Consider the following 22,522-nt stretch of genomic DNA (forward strand, 5'->3'; position numbering starts at 1 on the left):
GTGCGGTCTCCGCACCCGGCGCTCACCCGCGCGGAACCGGGGCCGTCCCTTGCAAACAGCCGCCCCGGCACCGTGAGGGGCGCCGGGGCGGCTGTAAGGGTATGGTCGCTTGCGCGTCAGCCGACGACCTTCTTGAGGGCGTCGCCCAGTGCGTCGGCCTCGTCCGGGGTCAGCTCGACGACGAGCCGACCGCCGCCTTCGAGCGGAACGCGCATGACGATGCCCCGCCCCTCCTTGGTCACCTCGAGCGGGCCATCACCCGTCCGCGGCTTCATGGCCGCCATGCTCGTTCCCCTTCCTGAAACCCAGCTCAACCGTCTCAGCCGACGGCCCACGAAGGGCACCCGCGGTCCCTTTTTCAGGCAGGACACACCGCACCGGCATCGAACACATTGCTTCCAGGCCATTATCCCGCATCCCGCGACCCGATGACCAACATCGGTCGGCATCGCTTGGGCAACGCGCGCGAGCAAAACCACTCAATTCGGCGATGTGGCTGCGATACTGCGCCGCCGCACCACGCCGGCCGGAACGAAAACGACTGTGAATTGTTAGACGCAGGTCACATGGCGGCCGCCGTCCAGGGCCGGTGATCTCCGTCATGCTGTGTGCAGACAAGGTGCGTACCGGCCGGTACGCGCCGAGCCGCCGACACGGAGGGGATACGCCATGGCCGACACCGTGCTCTACGAGGTGAGCGACGGACTCGCGACGATCACGCTGAACCGCCCCGAGGCGATGAACGCGCTGAACGTCGCGACGAAGGTCGCCCTCCGGGACGCGGTCAGGTCCGCCGCCGACGACGACGCCGTACGGGCCGTGCTGCTGACCGCCGCCGGTGACCGGGCGTTCTGCGTCGGGCAGGACCTCAAGGAGCACATCGGGCTGCTCGCCGCCGACCGGGAGAGCGGTTCGGGCCAGACCATGAGCACCGTGCGCGAGCACTACAACCCGATCGTCGAGGCGCTGGCCTCCGCGCCGAAGCCGGTGGTCGCCGCGGTGAACGGCGTCGCGGCGGGGGCGGGCTTCGGCTTCGCGCTCGCGGCCGACTACCGGATCGTGGCGGACACCGCGTCCTTCAACACCTCCTTCGCCGGGGTCGCGCTGACCGCGGACTCCGGGATCTCCTGGACGCTGCCGCGGGTGATCGGCCCGAGCCGGGCGATGGACCTGCTGCTCTTCCCGCGCAGCATCTCCGCGCAGGAGGCGCACGAGCTGGGCATCGTCAACCGGCTGGTCCCGGCCGCCGAGCTGCGCGCGGAGGCCGAGAAGGTGGCGCGCGGCCTGGCCGAGGGGCCGACGGTGGCGTACGCGGCGCTGAAGGAGTCGGTGGCCTACGGCCTGTCCCACTCCCTGCCAGAGACGCTGCGCAAGGAGGACGAGCTGCAGAGCCGGGCGGGCTCCTCCGAGGACCACGCGATCGCCGTCCAGGCCTTCGTCAACAAGGAGAAGCCGAAGTACCTGGGCCGGTGAGCACCCGGGGCTCCCGGTGACGCGGCAGCGACGCCGGCTGCGTTGCCGGGGCGCCCCGGCGGGCGTCCCCGGCGATGCCTCAGCGGGCGTCCCGGGCCGCGCAGTCGGCCAGGTGGTCGTTGACCAGGCCGCAGGCCTGCATCAGGGCGTAGGCCGTGGTCGGGCCGACGAAGCGCAGGCCGCGCTTCTTCAGGGCCTTGGACAGGGCTGTCGACTCCGGGGTGACCGCGGGGACGTCGGCCAGGGTCCGCGGGGCCGGCCGGCCCGCCGGGTCGGGGGCGTGGGACCAGATCAGCTCGTCCAGCTCGCCGGGGGCCCAGTCGGCCAGGACGCGGGCGTTGGCCAGGGTCGCGTCGATCTTGGCGCGGTTGCGGATGATGCCCGGGTCGGCGAGCAGCCGGGCGCGGTCCTCCTCGGTGAACTCCGCGACCGTGGCGATCTTGAAGTCGGCGAAGGCGGCGCGGAAGCCGGGGCGGCGCCGCAGGATGGTGATCCAGGACAGGCCGGACTGGAAGGCCTCCAGGCTGAGCCGCTCGAACAGGGCGTCGTCGCCGTGGACCGGGCGGCCCCACTCCTCGTCGTGGTACGTGAGGTAGTCCGGGGCGGACAGGGCCCAGGGGCAGCGCGGGGCGCCGTCCGGGCCGACGGGCGGGGCGGTGTCGCTCATGGCCGCTCGTTCTCCTCGTCGCGCGGGGTCCGCTTCTCCAGGGAGGCTCGGGCCGCGGCGGCGCGGGCACCGGCCAGCGCGGACTCCAGGTCGGCGATCCGTGCGTCCCGCTCGGCGAGTTCGGCGCCGAGGCGGCCGAGGGCGTCGTCCACGTCGGCCATGCGGTAGCCGCGGGCGGCGAGCGGGAAGCGGAGACGCTCCACGTCGGCGCGGCTGACCGGCCGGTCCGGGGGCAGGGAGTCCTGGAGGCGCTCCGGCGGCGCGTCGGGCAGCGGGGCCTTCTCGCCGCCGCCGACCACGGCGAGGGTCACCGCGGCGACCACGACGGCGAGCGCGACGACCAGGAACAAGAACATCACCATCGCGGGATCCCCCAGGGCGAATGGTCGGACGGAAACGGACGGACAGGTCTGACGGATCCCGCGGGTCCGGCAGGTCCGGCGGGCCGCCGGACGGGCCGGTGCCGGATGCAGGATCCGGTTGTGTGCGTCCGATCGTGCCATGCGAGTCTGACAGTCCGCGGCGCAGGCCGGAACGGACGAGGAGAGGCGCAGGGGATGCTCAGGCTGGGCAAGCGGGAATTCGGGCCGCACGAACCGGTGATCATGGCGATCGTGAACCGCACCCCGGACTCCTTCTACGACCAGGGGGCGACGTTCCTCGACGAGCCGGCGCTGGCGCGGGTGGAGCAGGCCGTGGCGGAGGGCGCCGCGATCATCGACATCGGCGGGGTGAAGGCCGGGCCCGGTGAGGAGGTCACCGCCGAGGAGGAGGCACGGCGGACGGTGGGCTTCGTCCGGGAGGTGCGGCGGCGGTTCCCGGACGTGGTGATCAGTGTGGACACCTGGCGGCACGAGGTCGGCGAGGCGGTGTGCGAGGCCGGGGCGGATCTGCTGAACGACGCCTGGGGCGGGGTCGATCCGCGGCTCGCGGAGGTGGCCGCGCGGTACGGCGTGGGGCTGGTGTGCACCCATGCCGGTGGGGCGGAGCCTCGGACGCGCCCGCACCGGGTGGTCTACGACGACGTCATGGCGGACATCCTCGAGGTGACCGTGGGGCTGGCGGAGCGGGCGGTGTCGCTGGGGGTGCCGCGGGAGTCCGTGCTGATCGATCCGGGGCACGACTTCGGCAAGAACACGCGGCACAGCCTGGAGGCGACGCGGCGGCTCGGGGAGATGGTGGCCACGGGGTGGCCGGTGCTGGTGTCTCTGTCCAACAAGGACTTCGTGGGTGAGACCCTGGACAAGCCGGTGAAGGAGCGGGTGCTGGGGACACTGGCGACGACGGCCGTGTCGGCGTGGCTGGGGGCGCAGGTCTACCGGGTTCACGAGGTCGCCGAAACGCGCCAGGTCCTCGACATGGTCGCCTCCATCGCGGGCCACCGCCCCCCTGCGGTCGCCCGCCGCGGCCTGGGGTGAGGAGGTCCCCTTCGCCCCGCCCGGGCGCAGGGACTTCGCCCCCGGACCCCACCAGGGGCTTCGCCCTCGCATCCCACCAGGAACTTCGCCCCCGGATCCCGCCCGGTGCCCGGCCCGACACCCGGTCCCAGTGCCGTGAGGCAGGCTCGCCTCCCGACCGGCAGGAGGGGTGACGGGTGGGCGGGAGAGCGGGAAAAGGGGAGGTCAGCGGCCTGCTTCCTTGGAGACCAGGGCCACTGCTTCCTCCACGTCGTCGGTGACGTGGAAGAGGAGGAGGTCGTGGTCGGCCGCCTTGCCCTGGGCGATGACCGTGTCGCGGAGCCAGTCGACGAGGCCGCCCCAGTAGCTCGTGCCGAAGAGGACGATGGGGAAGCGGGTGACCTTCTGGGTCTGGACGAGCGTGAGCGCCTCGAACAGTTCGTCGAGCGTGCCCAGGCCTCCGGGGAGGACCACAAAGCCCTGGGCGTACTTCACGAACATCATCTTGCGGACGAAGAAGTAGCGGAAGTTCAGCCCGATGTCGACGTACGGGTTCAGTCCCTGCTCGAAGGGCAGCTCGATACCGAGGCCGACCGAGATGCCCCGGGCCTCGCACGCCCCCCTGTTCGCGGCCTCCATGACGCCGGGGCCGCCGCCGGTGATCACCGCGAACCCGGCCTCCACCAGCCCGCGGCCCAGCCGCACCCCCGCCTCGTACTCCGGCGAGTCCACCGGCGTGCGCGCCGACCCGAAGACGCTGATCGCGGGCGGAAGTTCGGCCAGTGTGCCGAAGCCCTCGATGAACTCCGACTGGATGCGCAGCACGCGCCAGGGATCGGTGTGCACCCAGTCGGTGGGCGCACGCTCGTCCAGCAGCCGCTGGTCGGTGGTGCTGGCCTGCACCTGGTCGCGCCGGCGCAGCACCGGGCCCAGGCGCCGTTCCTTCGGCAGCTGCTTCTTCCCGCGGGAGTTACCCGTCGCCATGTGCGCTCCCTCCGTCGTGCCTTCGTACCGTCCTCAGCGTAGATCTACGCGGGTTACGTACGAGGGACGTCAGCATGTCCGCACGGCGCCGGGATAAACATCCCCGGTCCGCGGGCGTCTCAGGAGGTCAGCCAGGCCCTCAGCCGCTCCTCCCCCGCGAGGATCTTCGCCGTGTCGACCCGCTCGTCCCGCTTGTGCGCCAAGTGCGGGTTGCCGGGGCCGTAGTTGACCGCCGGGATGCCCAGCGCGGAGAAGCGGGAGACGTCGGTCCAGCCGTACTTGGGCTGGGGGGTGCCGCCCACCGCCTCGATGAAGGCCGCGGCGGCCGGGTGGGACAGCCCGGGCAGCGCGCCGCCGCTGTGGTCGTCGACGACGAACTCGGTCACTCCGCAGCCGGCGAAGACCTCCCGCACATGCTCCACGGCCTCCTCGGGAGTACGGTCCGGCGCGTAGCGGAAGTTGACCGTCACCACGCACTCGTCGGGGATGACGTTGCCGGCCACGCCGCCGGAGATGGCGACCGCGTTGAGGCCCTCCCGGTACTGCAGCCCGTCGATCACCGGGTTGCGGGGCTCGTAGGCGGCGAGACGGGCCAGGATCGGGGCGGCGGCGTGGATGGCGTTGGAGCCCATCCAGGAGCGTGCGGAGTGGGCGCGTTCACCGCTGGTCCTGAGCAGGACCCGGAGCGTGCCCTGGCAGCCGCCCTCCACCTGCCCGTCGGAGGGTTCCAGGAGCACCGCGAAGTCGCCCTCCAGCCACTCGGGGTGGGCCTCGGAGACGTGCTTGAGGCCGTTGAGGTGCGCGGCGACCTCCTCGTTGTCGTAGAAGACGAACGTCAGGTCGCGGTTGGGGGCCGGGACGGTGGCCGCGATCCGCAGCTGGAGGGCGACGCCCGCCTTCATGTCGCAGGTGCCGCAGCCCCACAGCACCCCGTCCTCGTCCAGCCGGGAGGGCACGTTGTCCGCGATGGGGACGGTGTCGATGTGGCCGGCGAGGATCACCCGCTCCTCGCGCCCGAGGCCGGTGCGGGCCACGACGTTGTTGCCGTACCGGTCGACGGTGAGGTGCGGCAGCGCGCGCAACGCGTTCTCGATGGCGTCGGCGAGCGGCTTCTCGGTGCCGCTGACGGAGGGGAAGTCGACCAGCTGCGCGGTCAGGCGGGCGGCGTCCAGCGTGAGGTCAAGCGGGGTGTCGGCCATGCCGTCGACCCTAACCCGCCGGGTGCCGGCCCACTGTCCACACCCGGCTCGGCGGCCCCCGTACTCTCCAGTACCTTGTACGCGTGCCGAAGTCGTCCCTTCCCTCCAAGCGTCGCGGCCGCCTGTTCCGCTTCGGGGCGGCCTTCGTGGTGCTGCTCGCGGTCGCCGGCTATCTGGTGGTGCAGTACATCACCGGGGGCACGGGGGCGCCGGGCTGCAAGGTGGTCTCCGCCGAGGGCGACGGAGCGACCTACGAGTTCACGCCCGAGCAGGCGGTGAACGCGGCGACGATCACGGCCGTGGGGACCTCGCGGGAGCTGCCCGAGCGGGCCGTGACGATCGCGCTGGCGACCGCCCTGCAGGAGTCGGCGCTGCGCAACATCGACTACGGCGACCGGGACTCTCTCGGCCTGTTCCAGCAGCGTCCCTCGCAGGGCTGGGGCACGCCGGAGGAGATCATGGATCCGGCGTACGCGGCCGGGAAGTTCTACGACCACCTGGTGAAGGTGCCGGGCTACACACGGCTGCCGCTGACCGTCGCCGCGCAGAAGGTGCAGCGCAGCGGGTATCCGCAGGCCTACGCCAAGCACGAGCCGGACGCCGCGCTGCTGGCCGCCGCCCTCACCGGCCGCTCGGGAGCCACCCTGACCTGCGAGGGCCGTCCCGCGGCGACCCGGGCGGCGGGCGCGGACGCGGTGCGGGCAGCGCTGGTGCGGGACTTCGGCCGGGACGTGCTGGACACGGCCGGCGCCGAGGTGGACGGCGACGGGAAGCCGTCGCCCGCGACGAGCGCCCCGGCGGGCTCCGGGCCGGGCACGGTGACGCTTCCGGTCACCGCCGAGAAGGGCACCGGCGGACAAAGCCCGCGCGCCCGGGGCTGGCAGCTGGCCCACTGGGCCGTGGCCAACGCCTCGGAGCTGCACATCAAGCGGGTGACCTACGCGGGCCGTGAATGGGTCGCAGGGAACACCGACAGCCGGTGGCGGCCGATCGACGGGAAGCACGACGGGAAGAACTCGGCGGACGCCTCCGGCGGCGCCGGGGCGGTCCGGATAACGACCGCGCAGTAGTACGGCGGCTCACTCCCAGGGGTTGTCGGGCGCGCTCCCGGCTGACGGGGTGCGCAGGTTTTCGTGTCCTTGTGCGCCACTGCCGCGGACCCCTTGCAAACAGGCGGCCGAAGCGATTCCGCAGCCGCTTCGGGAAGGCGCCCTTTGCCCGCCTTTATCCACAACCGATAATGCGACGCATTGCCAACTCTTTACGTCGCTGCGCCGCAACCTTCCCGGTCTTCGAGCGGTATTCACTGCGTCCGCGCCCCGAGATCAACAGCCAGTCGATCAACTCATGGGCGGCTTCGGACACTTCACCGTTCTCTCCCGTCGAAGGAGCACCATGTCCCTCCCCCTGACCCGTCGGATCGCCCGTGCCGCGCTGCTCGTCGCTGCGGGAGCGGCTGCCGGGGTCGGTGCGGCCGGTTCCGCCAGCGCGGCGCCTCAGCTGCCGGCCAACCCGAACCTCGGCGGGCTGACCGCCCTGGACGGGGCGAACGTCGGCAGCACCGTGGACGGCGCGGCGCAGAGCGTCACGGAGACCGCGGGTGACACCGGTGGCAAGGCGGTCAAGAAGGCGGTGCCGGCCGCGGGCAAGGCCGGTGGCAAGGCCGTGAAGAAGACGGCGCCGGTGGCGCAGAAGGCCGCCGGGGACACCGCCGGTTCCGCCGGGGAGATCCTCGGCGACACCGCCGGTTCGGCCGCGAAGGGCGGTGCGCTGGGGACCGGCTCGCTGGCGAAGGGCAACGACCTGACCAAGGGCAGCGGTGTGTCCACGAAGAACCTGCCGGTCAAGGGCCTGCCGGTCGGCTGAGTCACGGGGACTCCGGTCCCGCGAGAGCCGCAGATCCACGCGATCCAGCAGGGTCCGCGAGGTCCGTGACGACCGCGAGGTTCCCCACGGAAGGGGCCCGGGGTGTTCTCCCCGGGCCCCTTCCTTCTGCCCGTTCGTCCGGCTGATCGCCGGAGCGACAGCGTGACCGTGAACCGGGCTCGTACGTCGTCGCGATGGCGTCAGCGCAGGCGCGCGACCGCCGCCTCGACCCGTTCGTCCGCGGCCGTGATCGCGACCCGGACGAACCGCTCGCCCGCAGGACCGTAGAAGTCTCCCGGAGCGACCAGGATGCCCAGGCCGGCCAGGTGGGCGACCGTGTCCCAGCAGGACTCCTCGCGGGTGGCCCACAGGTAGAGGCCGGCCTCGCTGTGCTCGATGCGGAAGCCGTGGCCGACCAGGGCCTCGCGCAGGGCCGCACGCCGTGCCGCGTAGCGCTCGCGCTGGGTGTGGACGTGGGTGTCGTCGCCGAGGGCGGCGATCATCGCCGCCTGGGTCGGCGCCGGGGTCATCATGCCGCCGTGCTTGCGGATCTGGAGCAGCGGACCGAGCACCGCCGGGTCGCCCACCAGGAACGCCGCGCGGTAACCGGCGAGGTTGGACCGCTTGGACAGGGAGTGCACGGAGACGATGCCGTCGAAGGAGCCGCCGTTGACGTCCGGGTGCAGCACCGAGACCGGGTCGGTCTCCCAGCCCAGCTCCAGGTAGCACTCGTCGGAGAAGACCAGGACGCCGTGCTCGCGCGCCCAGGCGACGATCCTGGTCAGCTCCTCCTTGGTCAGCACCCGGCCCGTGGGGTTGGACGGCGAGTTGAGCCAGAGCAGCTTCAGGTTCGCCGGGTCCAGCTCCGTGGGGTCGTCGTACGCCTCGTGGCCGGCGCGGGCGAGGCGGGCGCCGACCTCGTACGTCGGGTAGGCCAGGCGCGGGTATGCCACCTTGTCGCCGGGGCCGAGGCCCAGCTGGGTGGGGAGCCAGGCGACGAGTTCCTTGGAGCCGACGACCGGCAGAACGTGCCGGTGGGTGACCTCGCGGGCGCCGAGCCGGCTCTCCGCCCAGCGGGTGATGGCGTCCCGCAGCTCGGGGGTGCCCCACACCGTGGGGTAGCCGGGAGAGTCCGCAGCGGCGATCAGGGCCTTCTGCACGGGCTCGGGCACCGGGTCGACCGGGGTGCCGACGGACAGGTCGACGATGCCGTCGGGGTGCGCGGCGGCCGTCTTCTTGTAGGGCTCCAGCTTGTCCCAGGGGAAGGTGGGCAGCCGGTCGGAGACTGCGGACACGGGTGCTGACTCTCTTTCTGCTTCGGCGCCCGGCTCGGCGACACCTGCGTGGGGCAGACGCCTGTCCCCCGGCAGGTGCCCGCCCCGGCGGGCGTCCGGCTTCCCGAACGCCTCGGTCCCGCGCGGCGGTCTGGGGCCGTACGGGACCGAGGCGGCAGGTCTGCGGCCGGGCCGCTGGTGGCCGGCTCGGGCTCAGGCCTGCGGCGGAAGCGCGGCGATCAGCGGGTGGTCCCGCTCGATCAGACCCAGCTTGCTGGCGCCACCCGGCGAGCCGAGCTCGTCGAAGAACTCGACGTTCGCCTTGTAGTAGTCCTTCCACTCCTCCGGAGTGTCGTCCTCGTAGAAGATCGCCTCGACCGGGCAGACCGGCTCACAGGCCCCGCAGTCGACGCATTCGTCCGGGTGGATGTACAAGGACCGCTGGCCCTCGTAGATGCAGTCGACCGGGCACTCCTCGATGCACGCCTTGTCCTTGACGTCTACACAAGGCTGCGCGATGACGTAGGTCACGCTGTCGTTCCTCCTCGATAGGGCGCTGGCGGGCCACCTCTAGGCTCCGCCGCCTGGCGCGCGGGAGCGCGGCGTCGTCGATGCCCGCCCCTAGTATCTCCGTTCCTGGGCATGATCCGAACAGGAGGGGTGCACCGACCTGTGGAAATCTCGGCCGGCGGGCGTCTCGAGGTCCGTATCACCGCTGCTGACGTGGGGAAACGGGTCTCCGTACGGAGCTTGACCGAACATGGTCACTCGGGTGAGAAGTTCACCGACACGGTCGGCGTTCTCACATCATGGGACCACGGTGTGCTGCGTATCACACGAAAGAACGGAGAGAGCGTCCGCATCGCGGAGACCTCGCTGGTCGCGGGCAAGGTGGTGCCGTCCGCACCGGCGCGGCGCAGAGGGCCCGCGGCGTCCTGGGAGGAGCTGACGCGGGTCGCGGCGCGGGCCTGGCCGCCGGTGGAGAGCGAGCGGCTCGGCGAGTGGGAGCTGCGCGCCGCCCAGGGCTTCACCCGCCGGGCGAACTCGGTGCTGCCGCTCGGCGACCCCGGCAGGCCGCTGGACGCGGCGCTGGAAAAGGTACGGCACTGGTACGCCGAGCGCGGGCTGCCCGCGTATGTGCAGACCGCGACCGGCGCCGAGGGCGCGCAGGAGCTGCTGTGTGCGGAGCTGGAGCGGCGGGGCTGGGTGCGCGAGGTGACCGCCGAGGTGTGGGTGGCCGCGCCGGCGCCCGTCGCCGACGCGACCGCGGAGCCCTCCGGGGTGGTCCTCTCCCGCGAGGCGGACGAGGCGTGGCTGGCACGGTACCGGCGCAAGGGGGTGAGCGAGGTGGCGCTGCGGGTGCTGACGGGCGGGCCGTCGGTGTGGTTCGCGACCGTGCCGGGGGACGCCGGGGCGCCGCCGGCCGCCATCGGGCGGTGCGTGGTCGACGGGCGGTGGGCCGGATTCGCGGCGGTCGAGGTGGACCCGGACCGCAGGCGGCAGGGGCTCGCGACCGCGGTCATGGCCGCGCTGGCCCGGCAGGCCATGGCCGAGGGCGCGTCGGCGGCCTGGCTGCAGGTCGAGCAGGACAACGTGGCGGCGCGGGCGATGTACGCGCGGATGGGCTTCGCGCCGCATCACGCGTACCACCATTACCGCCAGCCCCGGAATGGCTCGGATTCGCCCATGGAATCAGCGGCTCCGGCCGGTAGCGGATCATCGTGACCGGGCACCAACGGGGCATGCGGACCCCTCACCCTCCACCGCCCGAACGCTCCGCCGAACTGCGGCGGCGGTTCGCCGAGGAAGCCCGCTGCGAGCGGCCCGGCCTGTCCGCACTGTGCCTGCTGATCGGGGCGGAGGCGGACGGCAAGCTGGACGAGTCCGGCATGGACGCCGCCGAGATCGAGCTGGACGAGCTGGCCGGACAACTCCCCTACCGGCCGGGCACGCCCCGGGCGTGGGCCGAGGCGCTGCGCGATCTGCTGGGCGAGCGGTACGGCTTTCACGGCACCCCGGGCGACTACCGGCGGCTCGAGTCCTCGCTGCTGCACGAGGTGCTGCGGCGCAGACGGGGGCTGCCGATCCTGCTGTCCGTGGTGTGGATGGAGGTCGCCCGCAGGGCCGGGGCGCCGGTGTACGGGGTCGCGCTGCCCGGACACTTCGTCGTCGGCTTCGGGGAGGCGGAGCAGCAGGTGCTGGCCGATCCCTTCGACGGCGGCCGGGTGCTGACCGGGGCGGACGCGGAGCTGCTGGTGGTGGGCGCGACCGGCTCCCCGCTGGACCCGTCGATGCTGCGCCCCGCGGATCCGCTGGAGGTCGTCCTGCGGATCCTCAACAACGTGCGGGCCTGGGCCGCGGCCCGCCCGGAGCGCTCGGACGTGGCGCTCTGGGCGGTGGACCTCTCCCTGCTTCTCCCCTCGCACCCGGCACGGCTGCGCTACGAGCGGGCGCAGGTGCTGGTACGCCGCGGCCAGTTCCTGGAAGGAGCCGACGAGTTGGAGGCCTACGCCGACGTGGTCGCCACGGTGGACGAGGCAGCCGCCGTCCGCATCCAGGCCCAGGCCCAGGCGGCCCGGGCGATGCTGAACTGACCGCCCTCCGGGCGGTGCCGGCCTCTGTGACCTCACGGTCCGCGGAGCCCTCCGGGCCCGCGGACCCGCCGGCCCGGACCGCCATGGCCCGGTGGCCCCTCGGCCCGGGCGCCCGTGGCCCGGTGACACCGCCGGGCAGGCCCCCGTGGCCCGGTGGCCCCGCCGGGCCGGGAACCTGCGGCCCGTGGAGCGCTGCGACCGCGGCTGCGACTGCGACCCGGCCTTCCGCCTCGCAGCTCCCTCCGTCGCGGCGAGCCCCGGCCGTGCCCCGCCGGGCAGGATGCGGCGCCCCGCGCACCCACCGCGGGGCAGCCCCGCGGCTCACGGAGCCCGCCGGTCCGCCGCCCCCTCCGTCCCCGCGACGAGACCGTCCGGCGCGAACCGTCCGACGCGAGGCATTCCCCCGGCCCGCGCACCCCCGCTTCGCGAAGATCATTCCGGCCCGGGGGTCTGCCGCCCTGGGCTACAGCCAGCCCTTGTCGCGGGCGATGCGGGCGGCCTCTGTGCGGTTTCTTGCGGCGAGCTTCTGGATGGCTGTGGAGAGGTAGTTGCGCACCGTGCCCTGGGAGAGGTGGAGGGCGGTGGCGAGTTCGGCGTTGGTGGCGCCGTGCTCGGCGGCGCGGAGCACCTCGCGTTCGCGGTCGGTGAGCGGGTTGGCGCCCTCCGCCAGTGCCGCCGCCGCGAGGGCCGGGTCGATCACCCGCTCGCCCGCCAGCACCGTGCGCACCGCCTCGGCGAGCTGGGCGGCCGGGGCGTCCTTGACCAGGAAGGCGTCGGCGCCCGCCTCCATGGCGCTGCGCAGGTAGCCGGGACGGCCGAAGGTGGTGAGCACGACGAGCTTCACGCCGGGCAGCTCGCGGTGGAGTTCGGCCGCCGCCTCGATGCCGGTGGCGCCGGGCATCTCGATGTCCAGCAGAGCCACGTCCACGCCGTGCTCGCGGGCCGCGGCCAGCACCTCGTCGCCACGGGCGGCCTGGGCGACGACCTCGATGTCCGGCTCGAGATCGAGCAGCGCGGCCAGGGCCTCACGGACCATCGACTGGTCCTCCGCGAGCAGGACCTTGATCGTTCGGCTCATGCCGGGGATCCTACGTCCGCCCGCGCGCCCGCCGGCACACGGGCGACCAGCCGGAAGCCGCTGCCGCAGGGGCCCGCCTCCAGGGTGCCGCCGGCCGTGTGCAGGCGCTCGGCCAGGCCGGTCAGGCCGTTGCCGTGGCCCTCGCCGCTGCCGCCCGTGCCGTCGTCCTCGACGGAGAGTTCGAGCACCTGGCCGCCGGGGGTGCGGCGGCGCAGCAGTTCGACCGTGCAGCGGCGGGCGCCGCTGTGGCGGACCACGTTGGTGACCGCCTCGCGCAGCGCCCAGGCCAGTGCGGTCTCGATGTCCTCGGGGATGCCGGTCAGGTCGGGTTCGCCGGGCAGTTCGGCGGCCACCTCGGCGGCGGCCAGGGCCAGCCGGGCACCGGCCAGTTCGTCGGCCAGGCGGGGGCGCCGGTAGCCGGCCACGGCCTCGCGCACGTCGACCAGGGCCTGGCGGCTGACCTGCTCGATGTCGGCGACCTGCCGCGCTGCCTGCTCGGGCTGGTCGGGCAGCATCCGCCCGGCCAGCTCGCTCTTGAGGGTGATCAGCGACAGGGAGTGCCCGAGCAGGTCGTGCAGGTCGCGGGCGAGGCGCAGCCGCTCCTCGTTGGCGGCGAGCCGGGCGACGGTGGCCCGTGCCTCGCGCAGTGCGATGGTGGTGCGCACCAGCTCACGTACGCCGGTCATGGCGAAGCCGCCGAGCAGCGCGGGGACGAGCAGGGCGCCCAGGAATGCGCGCCCGTCCGGCACCACGAGGGCGAGCCCCGCCATGAGCGCCGAGGCGGCCGGGATCGTCCAGCGGGCCAGCCGCACCGGCAGGGCGGCCCCGGAGGCGATGGCCACGTACACGAACAGCACCAGCCACTCCCGGCCCAGGCCCAGGGCCAGGGCGGCGGACTCGGCGGCGAGGCATGCCAGCGAGCCGAGCGCCAGGCCGTTGCGCTCGCTGCGGCCGGTGCGGAAGACCAGCAGCAGGTACCAGACGACGAACACCGCGAGCCCGATCGAACCCAGCACCCGGGCGAGCACGCCGTGGCCCCCGTCCAGGAGGTCGGTGACGGGGGCGCTCAGATAGACGAGCCAGATCCCGGTCCAGAGGATTTTGACGATCCACTGTCTGCGGTTCTCGGGGCGCCGGCCCATGGCGGCGCCGCCGAGGCCGTCCGGACTTGTCGTTGCGGTGGTCATGCCGGACATGGTCACCCGGGCGGGGGTCCGAGGGGCAGTGCACCCGGTCCGCCGAGACGGGTGACGGATGTCATGCCCGGCCGCACATCGCCGCCGGCCGGGCATGAGCCGCCCGGCCGGCGTGCCCCGGACCGGTCAGTTGGGGTCGGTGTCGATGACCGCCACCCGGTCCGTCCTGCTCGTGAGGGCCTCGCGCAGGGCGCCGTAGACGTCCTGGGGCGTGACCGGCGTCTTCTCCCCGTTGGCGCGCGTGATCAGCACGCCGTCGAAGGCACCGCCGTACAGCTTCTTCAGGGCGTTGAGGTCCGGCTTGTCGACCAGCTTGCCGTCGACCGCGGTCACCCTGAGGAACTTCCACAGGGACTTCTCCGGGCTCATCGGCACCGAGTGCGCCGGGTCCGTCTGCACGGTCACGTTGGCCGACATGGCCGGCTCGGCGAACTCCTTCATCATCCGGTCGACCTCGGCCTTGGACACCGTCGGCTGCCGGACGGTGGTGGGGACGGCCACCGGGGCGGAGGAGCCGGTCTCCACCTGGGTGCGGAAGGCCTTCTCCACCGCGGCGGTCGACCGGCCGACGTCGATGCCCTGGCCTGCCTTGCCGTAGACCGGGATCGCCTTGCCGGAGACGAACTTGATGGTGCCCTCGGTCATCGACCCGGCGCCGCCCGCCACGTCCTCGAGCGCGGCCTGCAGCTTCTCCTCGTCGACCGGGATGACCGGGTCCACCTCCCGCTTCTGGCCGAAGAGGGAGCCGATCACGGAGACCGGGTTGTAGTCGCTGCCCGCGGCGTCCTCGACGGTGGCGTCGGTGTCGAGCTGGAGACCGGCCTTGTCCGGCTGCAGTTCGACGGTCTTGCCGGCGACCTGCAGCTCGAGCGGCTTGTCGAGCCGTTCGGCGAGGGCGTCGTTGAGCTTCTTGACGGCCTCGTCGCGGGTGCCGCCGCCGATGTCCACGCCGAGGACGGTGGTGCCCTTGGGGACGTCGGAGTGGTTCATCAGCAGTCCTGCGCCGTAGGCGACGCCGACCAGCGCGACGAGACCGCCTCCGGCCAGGACGAGCTTGTTGCGCCCCTTCTTCTTGGGCGCCTGCGCGGAGTTCGCGGAGGGCGGGGAGACCGGCTCGGGCAGCCTGGGCTGCGTGTTCGGTCCCGGTCCCGGGGCCGGGGCGCCGCCACCGGGGCCGGGGGCGCGGCCGAAGTCCGCCTCGGGCGAGACGACCGGGATGCCGCTGGTGACGGTGTGCCCGGAGACGTTGTCGTGGCGGGGGTAGCCGGGAGTGCCCTCCGGAGCGGGAGGCTGCGGGGTGAGGATCGCGGTGTCGTCGCCGAGTCCGGCCGCGGGGCCGCCCGAGGTCTCGGAGGCGCCGGAGCTCGGCTCGGCGTAGCCGGCCGCGGGGACGGCCGGGCCCTTGCCGGTGACCGGGCCGGTCGTCGGTCCGGCGGGCGCGGTGGGTCCGGCGGGGCCCCGACCGCTCTGGCCGGGCCGGTCGCCTCCGGGCCGGTCGGTGAAGTACGGCAGGTCGTCGCGCCGGGGCTCGCGGCCACCGCGCGGGCCGGAGCCGAGCGCCTCGGTGACGTCGAAGGAACCGGTGCCGCCGCCGTGCCCGGGGGCCACCGGGCCGCCGGTCGCGCCGGGAAGCCCGGATCCGGGTGCGGAACCGTTCGTGCCGCCGGGGCGTGCGGTGCCGGGCACGCTCATCGCGCCGACGACCCCACCGGGACGTCCGCCGCCCCCCGCGGGCCCGGCACCGGAGGAACCGGCAGAAGGCGCACCGGAACCGGACGGACCACGCGATCCGCCCGGACCGCCCGGAGCGCTCGAACCGGATGAACCGCCCGGCATGCTCGTGCCGTTGGCCGGGGTGGCGCCCGAACCGCCCTTGGACTGCGGGGGCTTGCGGGGCGCGAACCAGTCGCTGGTGGTCTTTTCCTCGGCGGGCTGCTGCGCGGCGGGCGCGGAGGCGGAGGCGGACGGCTCCGTGGGCCGCGCGGCCTGCCCCGCGGCCTGACCGCCCGTACCGGGCCCGCCGGACCGCGCGGCACGGTCGCCGCCCGCGGTCTTCCGGCCGCTGCCGTCGGAGGTGCCGGTGCCGGGCGCGGAGCCCTGGGCGGCGCCGGCCTTGCTCTTGGCGTCCGAGACGGGCTTGCGCACGACGACGGGCGGGATGGGCCGCGATCCGGGGATGTTGATGCGGACCCGCGTCGTCAGCGTGGTCTCGGTCTTGCGGTCCTCCGAGCGCGCGGCCTCGTCGCCGCCCGCGCCGGTGCCCGCCTCCGGAACCGTCGGCGTCCCGTAGGGCGGGGTGCCCGACGGGTATGCGGCTCCGCCGCGCCCGCTGGGCCCGGAGGACGGAGTGTCAGTTTCACGACTCAAGGCAGGTTCTCCCGGTTGGCTCCGCCGCCCGTCACGACCTCACGGTGGGGGGTCCCCCCGGCTCGGGCGAGGCCGAGGGCTTGGGGGAGGCTCGGCGGCGCGCACCACCATACTGTCCGCGTCCCGCGCGTTTCCCAGGACCGCTGGGGAAACCCACACCGGACCCGCACCCTCGTCACCCGGCGAACCGGTACGTCACTTGCCAAGTCGGGCAGAACCGCCACCAGGTCGCTCACCCGGCGAAAGGGTGGCGCAGATCACAGCCAGAGCGATGCCGCCGAGCAGGAAGAGATACGAGCCGCTGCTCGCGGCGAACAGGAAGTCACCCTCCGGGCGGCTGGTGGTGAGCAGGATGACGGCGAGCGTCCAGCCGCCCCCCGCGGCAGCGGCGGCGGCGCGGCTGCGCAGAGCGCGGGCCGCCCCCAGGCACAGGCCGGCCTCGGCGGCGAGAGCGAGCAGCAGGCCGCCCGGGAACCAGCCCGGCTGCACCAGCGCCCCGGCCGCCCCGACGACGGCGCCGAGCACGAACAGCCCCAGATACGCGGCGATCCGCCCGGCGGACGGGGGGCGCAGCGGCTGGGCGAGCAGGGGTCCGTTGCCGTCGCTCATGGCGTCGCTCCGATCCCGGCGAACAGGTCGCTCTCCCTGATGTCGGACGGACGCCCCCGTACCAACTCGTAGTACTCGGTGGTGAACAGGGGCTGGGCGAGCTCGTTGGAGAGGGCGAAGTACGGCTCGTGCACGGTGATCTGGGTGGCGTGGGCGCGCATCGCGGCGGCCTTGGCCGCGGCGGCGGGCCCGGTGCCCTCGACGGCGGCGGTGATGCGCTGGTCGTCGACGACGCCGGGCACGTCGTCGACGGTGGCCGCCTTCTCGAAGGGCAGGCGGGGCAGGTCCTCCCTGAGCCGGTCGAAGGCCTGCTCGGCGACGGAGCGGGGGACCCGGTTCCAGTAGACCTTGGCGACGGGGCAGCCGGCCTCCTCGGCCAGTCCGACGGCCCGCATGGCGACGCGGTGGGTCTGGATGTGGTCGGGATGCCCGTATCCGCCGTTGTCGTCGTAGGTGACCAGCACCTGGGGCCGCACCTCGCGGATCACCTCGAGGAGCAGCCCGGCCGCCTGGTCCACGTCGGCCTGCCAGAAGCAGCCGGGGTCGTCGTTGTCGGGCAGCCCCATCATCCCGGAGTCGCTGAACCGGCCGGCGCCGCCGAGCAGCCGGAAGTCGTGCACGCCCAGCGCACGCATGGCCTCGCGCAGCTCCCGGTGGCGGTGCTGCCCGAGGGCGGCACCGCCGAGGTGGGCCAGCTCGGGCGGGATGACCTCGCCCCGCTCGCCGAGCGTGCAGGTGACCAGCGTCACGTGCACGCCCTCGGCGGCATACCGGGCCATGGTCACGCCGTTGTTGATCGACTCGTCGTCGGGGTGCGCGTGCACCAGCAGCAGACGTCGAGCGGGCAGTTCCGTCATGCCCCCAGCCTACGAGGCCACGGCGGCGCGCCGGCCGTTCCGGGCCCGTCATGCCTTGTCGTCGAGTACATGAGCGAGGCGAGCGCGATGCGCTCGATCCAGTCGATGACGTCTGTCACCTCGGCCTCGTCGATCGGACGCCGTTGTTTGAGATCCCCGTCGATCAGGTCGGCGTCATGTGCGATCTTGTTGCGGCGCTGGGTGATCTCCAGAAGCGGCTGCGCAGCGTCTTCTCGTTGAACGTCGTGCGCCCCTGGAAGAACTCCTTGTTGATGCAGCCCGCCGCCTCGTACCAGACCTTTTTCTCGGTCACGAGTTCGAGCACTCCGGCGATCTTGCCAGGGTGCTGGGAGGGCCTGGACGGAGAGCTTGTCACGCAGGTGTTCCAGGACCGCCTCGGAGAGCGTGACCTCACCCCGCCGCACTGCCTCGACCTGGTGCAGCGGCAGCTCGTATTTGCGCAACTGGGGCGGCATCGCGGGACTGTCCTTCAACGTCAGTTCAGCGACCCGGCGCAGCACCTCCTCGTGCAGCCAGTGGTCGAGGGCGGCGACGGCCTGGAAACAGCCATCCGCTCCCCACGATCACTCTTCGCCACGCTCTGCAGAAGCACGATCGCGGAGCCGCCGGGGGGCGGGTCAAGCCAGAATGTGCACCTTGGGCGAAGGTGACTGAAACAGTCCCCTCGGTTTCCGGAACACGTACCCTTCACGCCGTGCCTGCTCCGTGCCGTCGTCCTGGTAGCGCGGAGGCCGCTCGTGGAGAAGACCGCATGGACGGAGATGCCGTCAGGCTAGGCAGCCTCCTGGAGATCGGTTCGGCAGTCGCGGCAGAGGGCGCCGGGGTGGGGTGAACGGAAGCCTCGATCGCAGCCGTCGCAGTTCCGCATGGGGTACCGGACGGGTGCCGGCGGGGCGGTGGCAGGTGCTCGGTGCGGGGCGGGTGGCGGGAGCTGAGCGGCCAGACGGTGAGCCAGGAGGGCGGCGGGCCGCCGTAGCCCCTCGGGCGGCAGGTCGGCGGTCAGGGCCCTGCGTACGGCGGCGGGAGTGACATCCCGTTCCAGCCAGGCGGCGACACCGGGCGCCAGATGGGCCGTGTCGTCGGCCGAGAGGAGCAGTCGTGAGTCATGGCGGCGGAGGTCCGCCAGGAGGTCGGTGGCGGCCTGGAACAACGCGGGGACATGGCACTCGGGGCGGGGCACGGCGGGGAGCAGCCTGCCCCGGGGTTCTCGCGACGCACGGCTCCCACTGCTCCCCCTCGGGGTGTGCTCCGCCCGGGGCTCCCGGGGTGCCCGTGCCGCCGGGGAGGCGCCCTCGGTGGGGCGGCGGGCCGCCGCCGGCTGGTTGCAGGAGATCGTGCGGGTGACGATCCGGCCGGAGGGGGTGCGGACGCGTTCGCGTCGCAGATAGCCGTGGGCCTCCAGCTCGCGCAGGGCGGCGGCGATCCGGGTGGCTCCCTCGGGGAACCGGGCGGCGAGGGTCTTGATGTCGGCCGGCGCGCCGTTCGGCAGCGACTGGAGGTGCGTACCGAGCCCGATCGCGAGGAGCGAGAGCTCCGGGTGCTGGGCCAGGTGGTTGCCGATCACCGTGAAGCGGGTGGTGTGGCGGGTGTTGTCGTGCTGGAGCCCGCCGGTGCGGTGGGCCGCGCCGGACCGCCGGTTCGGGTGCTTGTCGCCCGCAACGCGGGCGTGCGCGCGGGGAGGCACGCTAGGGTTCTGGGTACCCATCGGGAAGGCCTCTTCTTCCTCGGTGGTCAGGCCCTCGCACTGGGATTGCCCGTCCCGGCGGGGGCCGTCTCATGTCTGCGGTTGTGGTGGTGCGTTGCGCCGAGCGTCGGGCCTTGAGGGCTGGCAGATCCAGCCGGTTCGGGGATGTTCACCCGCCCGAGTGAGCGCGGCCGTGGGCGGGAGGGGTGGGGCTTGGAAGGGTTCTTCCACCCCGAGTTCTTTGCCTTTCAGTCGTCGACGGCACCGGAACGCGGGGAGCCGGGTTCCGGTGACGTGAGATCGATCTCCGCCCAGACGGTCTTGCGCGGGAAGCGCCCCTCGCTGACCCCCCAGCGGTCGGCGAGCGCGTCCACGAGGAGCAGCCCACGCCCCGACTCAACGTCGGCACCGGGCTCCCGGAGCACGGGGCGCCGCTCACCGCGCGTGTCGCTCACCTCGATGCGGAGCGTGGCGCCGACCGCGTAGAGCGTCAGGCGGAAGCTGCGGCCCGGGACACGGCCGTGCGTGGCCGCATTGGCCGCGAGCTCGGCGATGACATGGCTCGCGGTCGCGTCCGGGAGTTCCCAGCTCCGCAACGCGTTCACCGCGAGCAGACGGGCGAGGCGGGCACCGCGCGGGGTGCAGGACAGCAGCACGCTGAAGCTGCGGACCCTGGCGTCGAGCTGGGTTCCGGTCTCGATGATTTCCTGATTCACGTCACTCAGCGTGTCCAACCGGACGTACCGTGTGAGGTGATTGCTCCGCTGCGTAGAGCGACCGTCCAGGACTTGTCCAGCGCTGTCCGGGCTGTCGGCACGGCTCCTGCGGGCGGGCGCGACAGCACGGCACAGCACTACGAAGGGACGCGCATGTCGGTGAACGGCGAGGCGGTGCGGGTCAGGGCCGAGACGGATCAGACGGACGAGCCGGGCTGGGACGTGGACCCGGACGACGCCTGGGCCCTCGCCGTAGTGGCTACCGTGGGACGGCAGTTGAGGCTCCGCCGGGAGGCCGCAGGGATGCGGGTCGGCGAGTTCGCGGCAGCGGTCGGGTACGGGGAGGACCTCGTCTACAAGATCGAGACCGGCAAGCGGATCCCCCGCCCCGAGTATCTGGACACGGCGGACGAGGTACTCGGCGCCGGGGGGCTCGTCGCGGCGATGAAGGAGGACGTGAAGAAGGTCCGGTACCCGAAGAAGGTGCGGGATCTGGCGCAGATGGAGGCGCGGGCGGTGGAGCTTCAGCTCTATGACCCGCTGCACATTCACGGGCTGTTGCAGACCCCGGAATACTCGCGCGCGCTCCTGTCGATGCGACGCCCCGCCTACTCAACGGAGGAAGTGGAGCGGTTCATCGCAGCACGCGTAGCTCGCAAGGCGATCTTCGAGCGAGACCCGGCACCCGACCTCAGCTTCGTCCTGGAGGAGTGGACGCTTCGGCGACCACTCGGTGGAAGGGAGATCCTGCGCAGTCAGCTTGAACACCTGCTTGCAGCAGGAAAGTTGCGCAACGTCGAGCTCCAAGTGATGCCGATGGAACGCTATGAGCATGCCGGGGTGGACGGTGGCATTGAGGTGCTCAAGTTTGAGGACGGTTCAGCGGTCGGCCGTTCACCAGCAGTGGCCAACGGACGACCGGTTTCTGACCTGCGCCAGCTCCGTATCCTGGAACTACGGTATGGCATCATCCGGGCGCAGGCCCTCACGCCGCGTGAGTCCGCCTCGTTCATCGAGCAACTGCTGGGGGAGACATGACCCGCAATATTTCGTCGGAGGACGCCTCCGGCCTGGCGTGGTTCAAGAGCAGTTACAGCAGCGGCAGTGAGGGCGACTCCTGCGTCGAAGTCGCCACCGAGCCCAGCACCGTCCACGTCCGTGACTCCAAGAACGTCGAAGGCCCCCGCCTGGCCTTCACCCCCGCCGCGTGGGCCGGCTTCGTGCCGTACGCGGTCGGGGGCTGAGTCGGCGACTCCTGCTCGACCTCGGCCTCCGGTACGTCCACGTCGCCGCCAAGGGAGCGGGCGATGGCGGTGAACTCAACTTCTTGAACGGCCCGTTCTCGTCCTGGGACTCGACGCGCGAGGAGCGGGGTCGCCCGGCCGGTAGGCCGCCACGAAGTCGTCCAGGTGGGCGCGGGTGAGCGGGCGCTGCTTCAGCGTGAAGTGCTGGCCCGTGCGGGAGTCGTAGACCCATGTCTCAGTGGTGTGCGGCTTGCCGCCGACGCGCGGGGGGGATTCTTCTCGAAGAAGAGAACGTTCGCTTGACGCCGTTCGGCCTCGGCGCGGGCCCGGCGTTCGGCTTCCAGGCGGTCGCCCGCCTCCGACAGCTTCACGCGGGACTCGGCCGGCGTGCGCCGGTGATGGTCCGGCGCCTCGCACAGCTCCGCGATCTCCTGCGGATCGGTCTGGGCGTCTCGGCGGGGAGCGTGGGCGGGACGAACGCGGTGACCGCTCGGGTGCCGCCCATGGCCCGGTCGAAGAGATCGCCCAGCTGCCAGCACAGCTTCAGGGCTTCCGGAGCCTTGGTGGTGTCGAAGAGGTGGTGGTGCGCGGCGTCGTTGCGGCCCCGGCGCAAGGTGCCGAAGGCAGCACGGCTCCAGCCGACCAGGACCCCGGCCCGGGTGAGCGCGTTGAGACGGTCGATCGGGCGGGTCCCCTCGACGCGCGTGCCCGTTCGGGTGACGAACTCCTCGGCCAGCACCTCACCGAACTGGCCAGCGCTGACGTAGGCGGCGTTCGGGTTGGTCAGGACGGTGAGTTCTCCTCGTCCACGCGCGCCGCCCCCTCGTCCGCTCGCCCAGCACCTCGCTCGTGCCGCGCCCGACAAGCTTACGAAGCCTCGGCCAGGGGGAGCAGGAAAACCGGACTCACGCAGCCCGGACCGCGGCGCGGGCCGAGCACGCCTTGGTGCAGGCACCAGCCGAGTGTCGCTCAGAACTTGATACTGCCGATCATGCCCGCGATGTTCGTCGTCAGCTCGTTGATCGTCGGAGCGACGGTGGAGGACGCGAGGTAGAAGCCGAGGAGCATGCACACGATCGCGTGGCCCGCCTTCAGGCCCGACTTCTTGATCAGCAGGAAGACGATGATCGCCAGCAGCACCACCGCCGAAATCGAGAGTGCCACGGCGGCTCACCTCCAAGGGTCCAAGGCATGGGGGCGGACAAGTCGACACGGCCATCCAGTTGTTGATGCAGTTGTCGACACAGATAAATCCACTTGGATGCTGAGCAGGTTCATACCCACTCTGCGCCAGCG

Annotated in this window: 25 protein-coding genes; 8 read left to right on the forward strand and 17 right to left on the reverse strand. The window is 72.7% G+C overall.

The window, feature by feature from the left end; translation table 11 throughout:
- Positions 1 to 116: 116 nt before the first annotated feature.
- Positions 117 to 284 carry a DUF3117 domain-containing protein gene (locus HCJ93_RS12230; protein ID WP_003966491.1) on the reverse strand — a complete coding sequence of 56 codons (168 nt, stop codon included), beginning with the start codon at positions 282 to 284 and terminating at the stop codon, positions 117 to 119.
- A gap of 385 nt (positions 285 to 669) precedes the next feature.
- Here HCJ93_RS12230 and chcB point away from each other — a divergent pair, with 385 nt between their 5' ends.
- Positions 670 to 1,473 carry a 2-cyclohexenylcarbonyl CoA isomerase gene (chcB, locus tag HCJ93_RS12235; protein ID WP_167994160.1) on the forward strand — a complete coding sequence of 268 codons (804 nt, stop codon included), beginning with the start codon at positions 670 to 672 and terminating at the stop codon, positions 1,471 to 1,473.
- Positions 1,474 to 1,552: 79 nt separating this feature from the next.
- Here chcB and HCJ93_RS12240 read toward each other — a convergent pair whose 3' ends face one another.
- Both HCJ93_RS12240 and HCJ93_RS12245 read right to left on the reverse strand, forming a co-directional pair.
- On the reverse strand, positions 1,553 to 2,140 hold the full coding sequence (locus HCJ93_RS12240) for a DNA-3-methyladenine glycosylase I (RefSeq protein ID WP_167994162.1): 588 nt from the start codon (positions 2,138 to 2,140) through the stop codon (positions 1,553 to 1,555).
- Positions 2,137 to 2,502, reverse strand: coding sequence for a DivIVA domain-containing protein (locus HCJ93_RS12245; protein ID WP_167994164.1), 366 nt, complete (start codon positions 2,500 to 2,502; stop codon positions 2,137 to 2,139). Before HCJ93_RS12245 ends, HCJ93_RS12240 begins: the two co-directional genes overlap by 4 nt.
- Before the next feature lie 195 nt (positions 2,503 to 2,697).
- Here HCJ93_RS12245 and folP point away from each other — a divergent pair, with 195 nt between their 5' ends.
- A complete protein-coding gene (gene folP, locus HCJ93_RS12250) occupies positions 2,698 to 3,558 on the forward strand; it encodes a dihydropteroate synthase (RefSeq protein ID WP_167994166.1) in 861 nt (286 codons plus the stop codon).
- Between the two features lie 204 nt (positions 3,559 to 3,762).
- Here the strand turns inward: folP and HCJ93_RS12255 are convergent, their stop codons facing one another.
- Both HCJ93_RS12255 and dapE read right to left on the reverse strand, forming a co-directional pair.
- Positions 3,763 to 4,521, reverse strand: coding sequence for an LOG family protein (locus tag HCJ93_RS12255; protein WP_167994168.1), 759 nt, complete (start codon positions 4,519 to 4,521; stop codon positions 3,763 to 3,765).
- A gap of 119 nt (positions 4,522 to 4,640) precedes the next feature.
- Positions 4,641 to 5,720, reverse strand: a complete 1,080-nt coding sequence (dapE, locus tag HCJ93_RS12260; protein WP_167994170.1) for a succinyl-diaminopimelate desuccinylase — start codon at positions 5,718 to 5,720, stop codon at positions 4,641 to 4,643.
- Positions 5,721 to 5,803: 83 nt separating this feature from the next.
- Between dapE and HCJ93_RS12265 the strand changes: the two genes are divergently transcribed.
- Positions 5,804 to 6,790, forward strand: coding sequence for a VldE C-terminal domain-containing protein (locus HCJ93_RS12265; protein ID WP_167994172.1), 987 nt, complete (start codon positions 5,804 to 5,806; stop codon positions 6,788 to 6,790).
- Positions 6,791 to 7,115: 325 nt separating this feature from the next.
- Entirely contained in the window at positions 7,116 to 7,586 is a 471-nt protein-coding gene (locus HCJ93_RS12270) for an ATP-binding protein (RefSeq protein WP_167994174.1), read from the forward strand.
- A gap of 200 nt (positions 7,587 to 7,786) precedes the next feature.
- On the opposite strand, the gene HCJ93_RS12275 is transcribed toward HCJ93_RS12270, so the two are convergent.
- Both HCJ93_RS12275 and fdxA read right to left on the reverse strand, forming a co-directional pair.
- Entirely contained in the window at positions 7,787 to 8,881 is a 1,095-nt protein-coding gene (locus HCJ93_RS12275; protein WP_167994176.1) for a bifunctional succinyldiaminopimelate transaminase/glutamate-prephenate aminotransferase, read from the reverse strand.
- A gap of 192 nt (positions 8,882 to 9,073) precedes the next feature.
- Positions 9,074 to 9,391: a ferredoxin gene (gene fdxA / locus HCJ93_RS12280; protein ID WP_167994178.1), complete on the reverse strand. Its 318-nt coding sequence runs from the start codon at positions 9,389 to 9,391 to the stop codon at positions 9,074 to 9,076.
- 141 nt (positions 9,392 to 9,532) lie between these two features.
- On the opposite strand from fdxA, the gene HCJ93_RS12285 reads away from it, so the two are divergent.
- Positions 9,533 to 10,585 carry a GNAT family N-acetyltransferase gene (locus HCJ93_RS12285; RefSeq protein ID WP_167994180.1) on the forward strand — a complete coding sequence of 351 codons (1,053 nt, stop codon included), beginning with the start codon at positions 9,533 to 9,535 and terminating at the stop codon, positions 10,583 to 10,585.
- A 17-nt stretch (positions 10,586 to 10,602) separates the two neighbouring features.
- The gene (locus tag HCJ93_RS12290) at positions 10,603 to 11,454 is read left to right on the forward strand and encodes a transglutaminase family protein (RefSeq protein ID WP_167994182.1); all 852 of its coding nucleotides are present in this window, start codon (positions 10,603 to 10,605) and stop codon (positions 11,452 to 11,454) included.
- A gap of 463 nt (positions 11,455 to 11,917) precedes the next feature.
- Here HCJ93_RS12290 and HCJ93_RS12295 read toward each other — a convergent pair whose 3' ends face one another.
- The 8 genes from HCJ93_RS12295 to HCJ93_RS12330 form a co-directional block, all read right to left on the reverse strand.
- The gene (locus HCJ93_RS12295) at positions 11,918 to 12,532 is read right to left on the reverse strand and encodes a response regulator transcription factor (protein WP_167994184.1); all 615 of its coding nucleotides are present in this window, start codon (positions 12,530 to 12,532) and stop codon (positions 11,918 to 11,920) included.
- Positions 12,529 to 13,719 (reverse strand): sensor histidine kinase, encoded by a 1,191-nt coding sequence (locus HCJ93_RS12300; RefSeq protein ID WP_167994186.1) that lies wholly within the window; start codon positions 13,717 to 13,719, stop codon positions 12,529 to 12,531. The genes HCJ93_RS12295 and HCJ93_RS12300 overlap by 4 nt, the downstream gene beginning before the upstream one ends.
- A gap of 135 nt (positions 13,720 to 13,854) precedes the next feature.
- Positions 13,855 to 16,095, reverse strand: a complete 2,241-nt coding sequence (locus HCJ93_RS12305; RefSeq protein ID WP_167994158.1) for a hypothetical protein — start codon at positions 16,093 to 16,095, stop codon at positions 13,855 to 13,857.
- 195 nt (positions 16,096 to 16,290) lie between these two features.
- Positions 16,291 to 16,704, reverse strand: coding sequence for a DUF6113 family protein (locus HCJ93_RS12310; protein WP_167994188.1), 414 nt, complete (start codon positions 16,702 to 16,704; stop codon positions 16,291 to 16,293).
- Complete coding sequence (mshB, locus tag HCJ93_RS12315) at positions 16,701 to 17,561, reverse strand: N-acetyl-1-D-myo-inositol-2-amino-2-deoxy-alpha-D-glucopyranoside deacetylase (RefSeq protein ID WP_167994190.1); 861 nt, start codon at positions 17,559 to 17,561, stop codon at positions 16,701 to 16,703. Before mshB ends, HCJ93_RS12310 begins: the two co-directional genes overlap by 4 nt.
- Positions 17,558 to 18,082: a hypothetical protein gene (locus HCJ93_RS12320; RefSeq protein WP_167994192.1), complete on the reverse strand. Its 525-nt coding sequence runs from the start codon at positions 18,080 to 18,082 to the stop codon at positions 17,558 to 17,560. Before HCJ93_RS12320 ends, mshB begins: the two co-directional genes overlap by 4 nt.
- Before the next feature lie 272 nt (positions 18,083 to 18,354).
- Positions 18,355 to 19,287 carry a helix-turn-helix domain-containing protein gene (locus tag HCJ93_RS12325; RefSeq protein ID WP_206317306.1) on the reverse strand — a complete coding sequence of 311 codons (933 nt, stop codon included), beginning with the start codon at positions 19,285 to 19,287 and terminating at the stop codon, positions 18,355 to 18,357.
- Between the two features lie 227 nt (positions 19,288 to 19,514).
- Entirely contained in the window at positions 19,515 to 19,982 is a 468-nt protein-coding gene (locus HCJ93_RS12330; protein WP_167994194.1) for an ATP-binding protein, read from the reverse strand.
- A 153-nt stretch (positions 19,983 to 20,135) separates the two neighbouring features.
- Between HCJ93_RS12330 and HCJ93_RS12335 the strand changes: the two genes are divergently transcribed.
- Positions 20,136 to 21,020 (forward strand): helix-turn-helix domain-containing protein, encoded by an 885-nt coding sequence (locus HCJ93_RS12335; RefSeq protein WP_167994463.1) that lies wholly within the window; start codon positions 20,136 to 20,138, stop codon positions 21,018 to 21,020.
- A complete protein-coding gene (locus HCJ93_RS12340; RefSeq protein ID WP_167994196.1) occupies positions 21,017 to 21,226 on the forward strand; it encodes a DUF397 domain-containing protein in 210 nt (69 codons plus the stop codon). Before HCJ93_RS12335 ends, HCJ93_RS12340 begins: the two co-directional genes overlap by 4 nt.
- Positions 21,227 to 21,593: 367 nt before the next feature.
- On the opposite strand, the gene HCJ93_RS12345 is transcribed toward HCJ93_RS12340, so the two are convergent.
- Positions 21,594 to 22,091, reverse strand: a complete 498-nt coding sequence (locus tag HCJ93_RS12345; RefSeq protein WP_167994198.1) for a hypothetical protein — start codon at positions 22,089 to 22,091, stop codon at positions 21,594 to 21,596.
- Between the two features lie 104 nt (positions 22,092 to 22,195).
- Entirely contained in the window at positions 22,196 to 22,390 is a 195-nt protein-coding gene (locus tag HCJ93_RS12350; protein WP_030842840.1) for a hypothetical protein, read from the reverse strand.
- Positions 22,391 to 22,522: the final 132 nt, after the last annotated feature.

The sequence above is a fragment of the Streptomyces composti genome (assembly GCF_012034205.1).
GTDB classification, from domain to species: domain Bacteria; phylum Actinomycetota; class Actinomycetes; order Streptomycetales; family Streptomycetaceae; genus Streptomyces; species Streptomyces composti.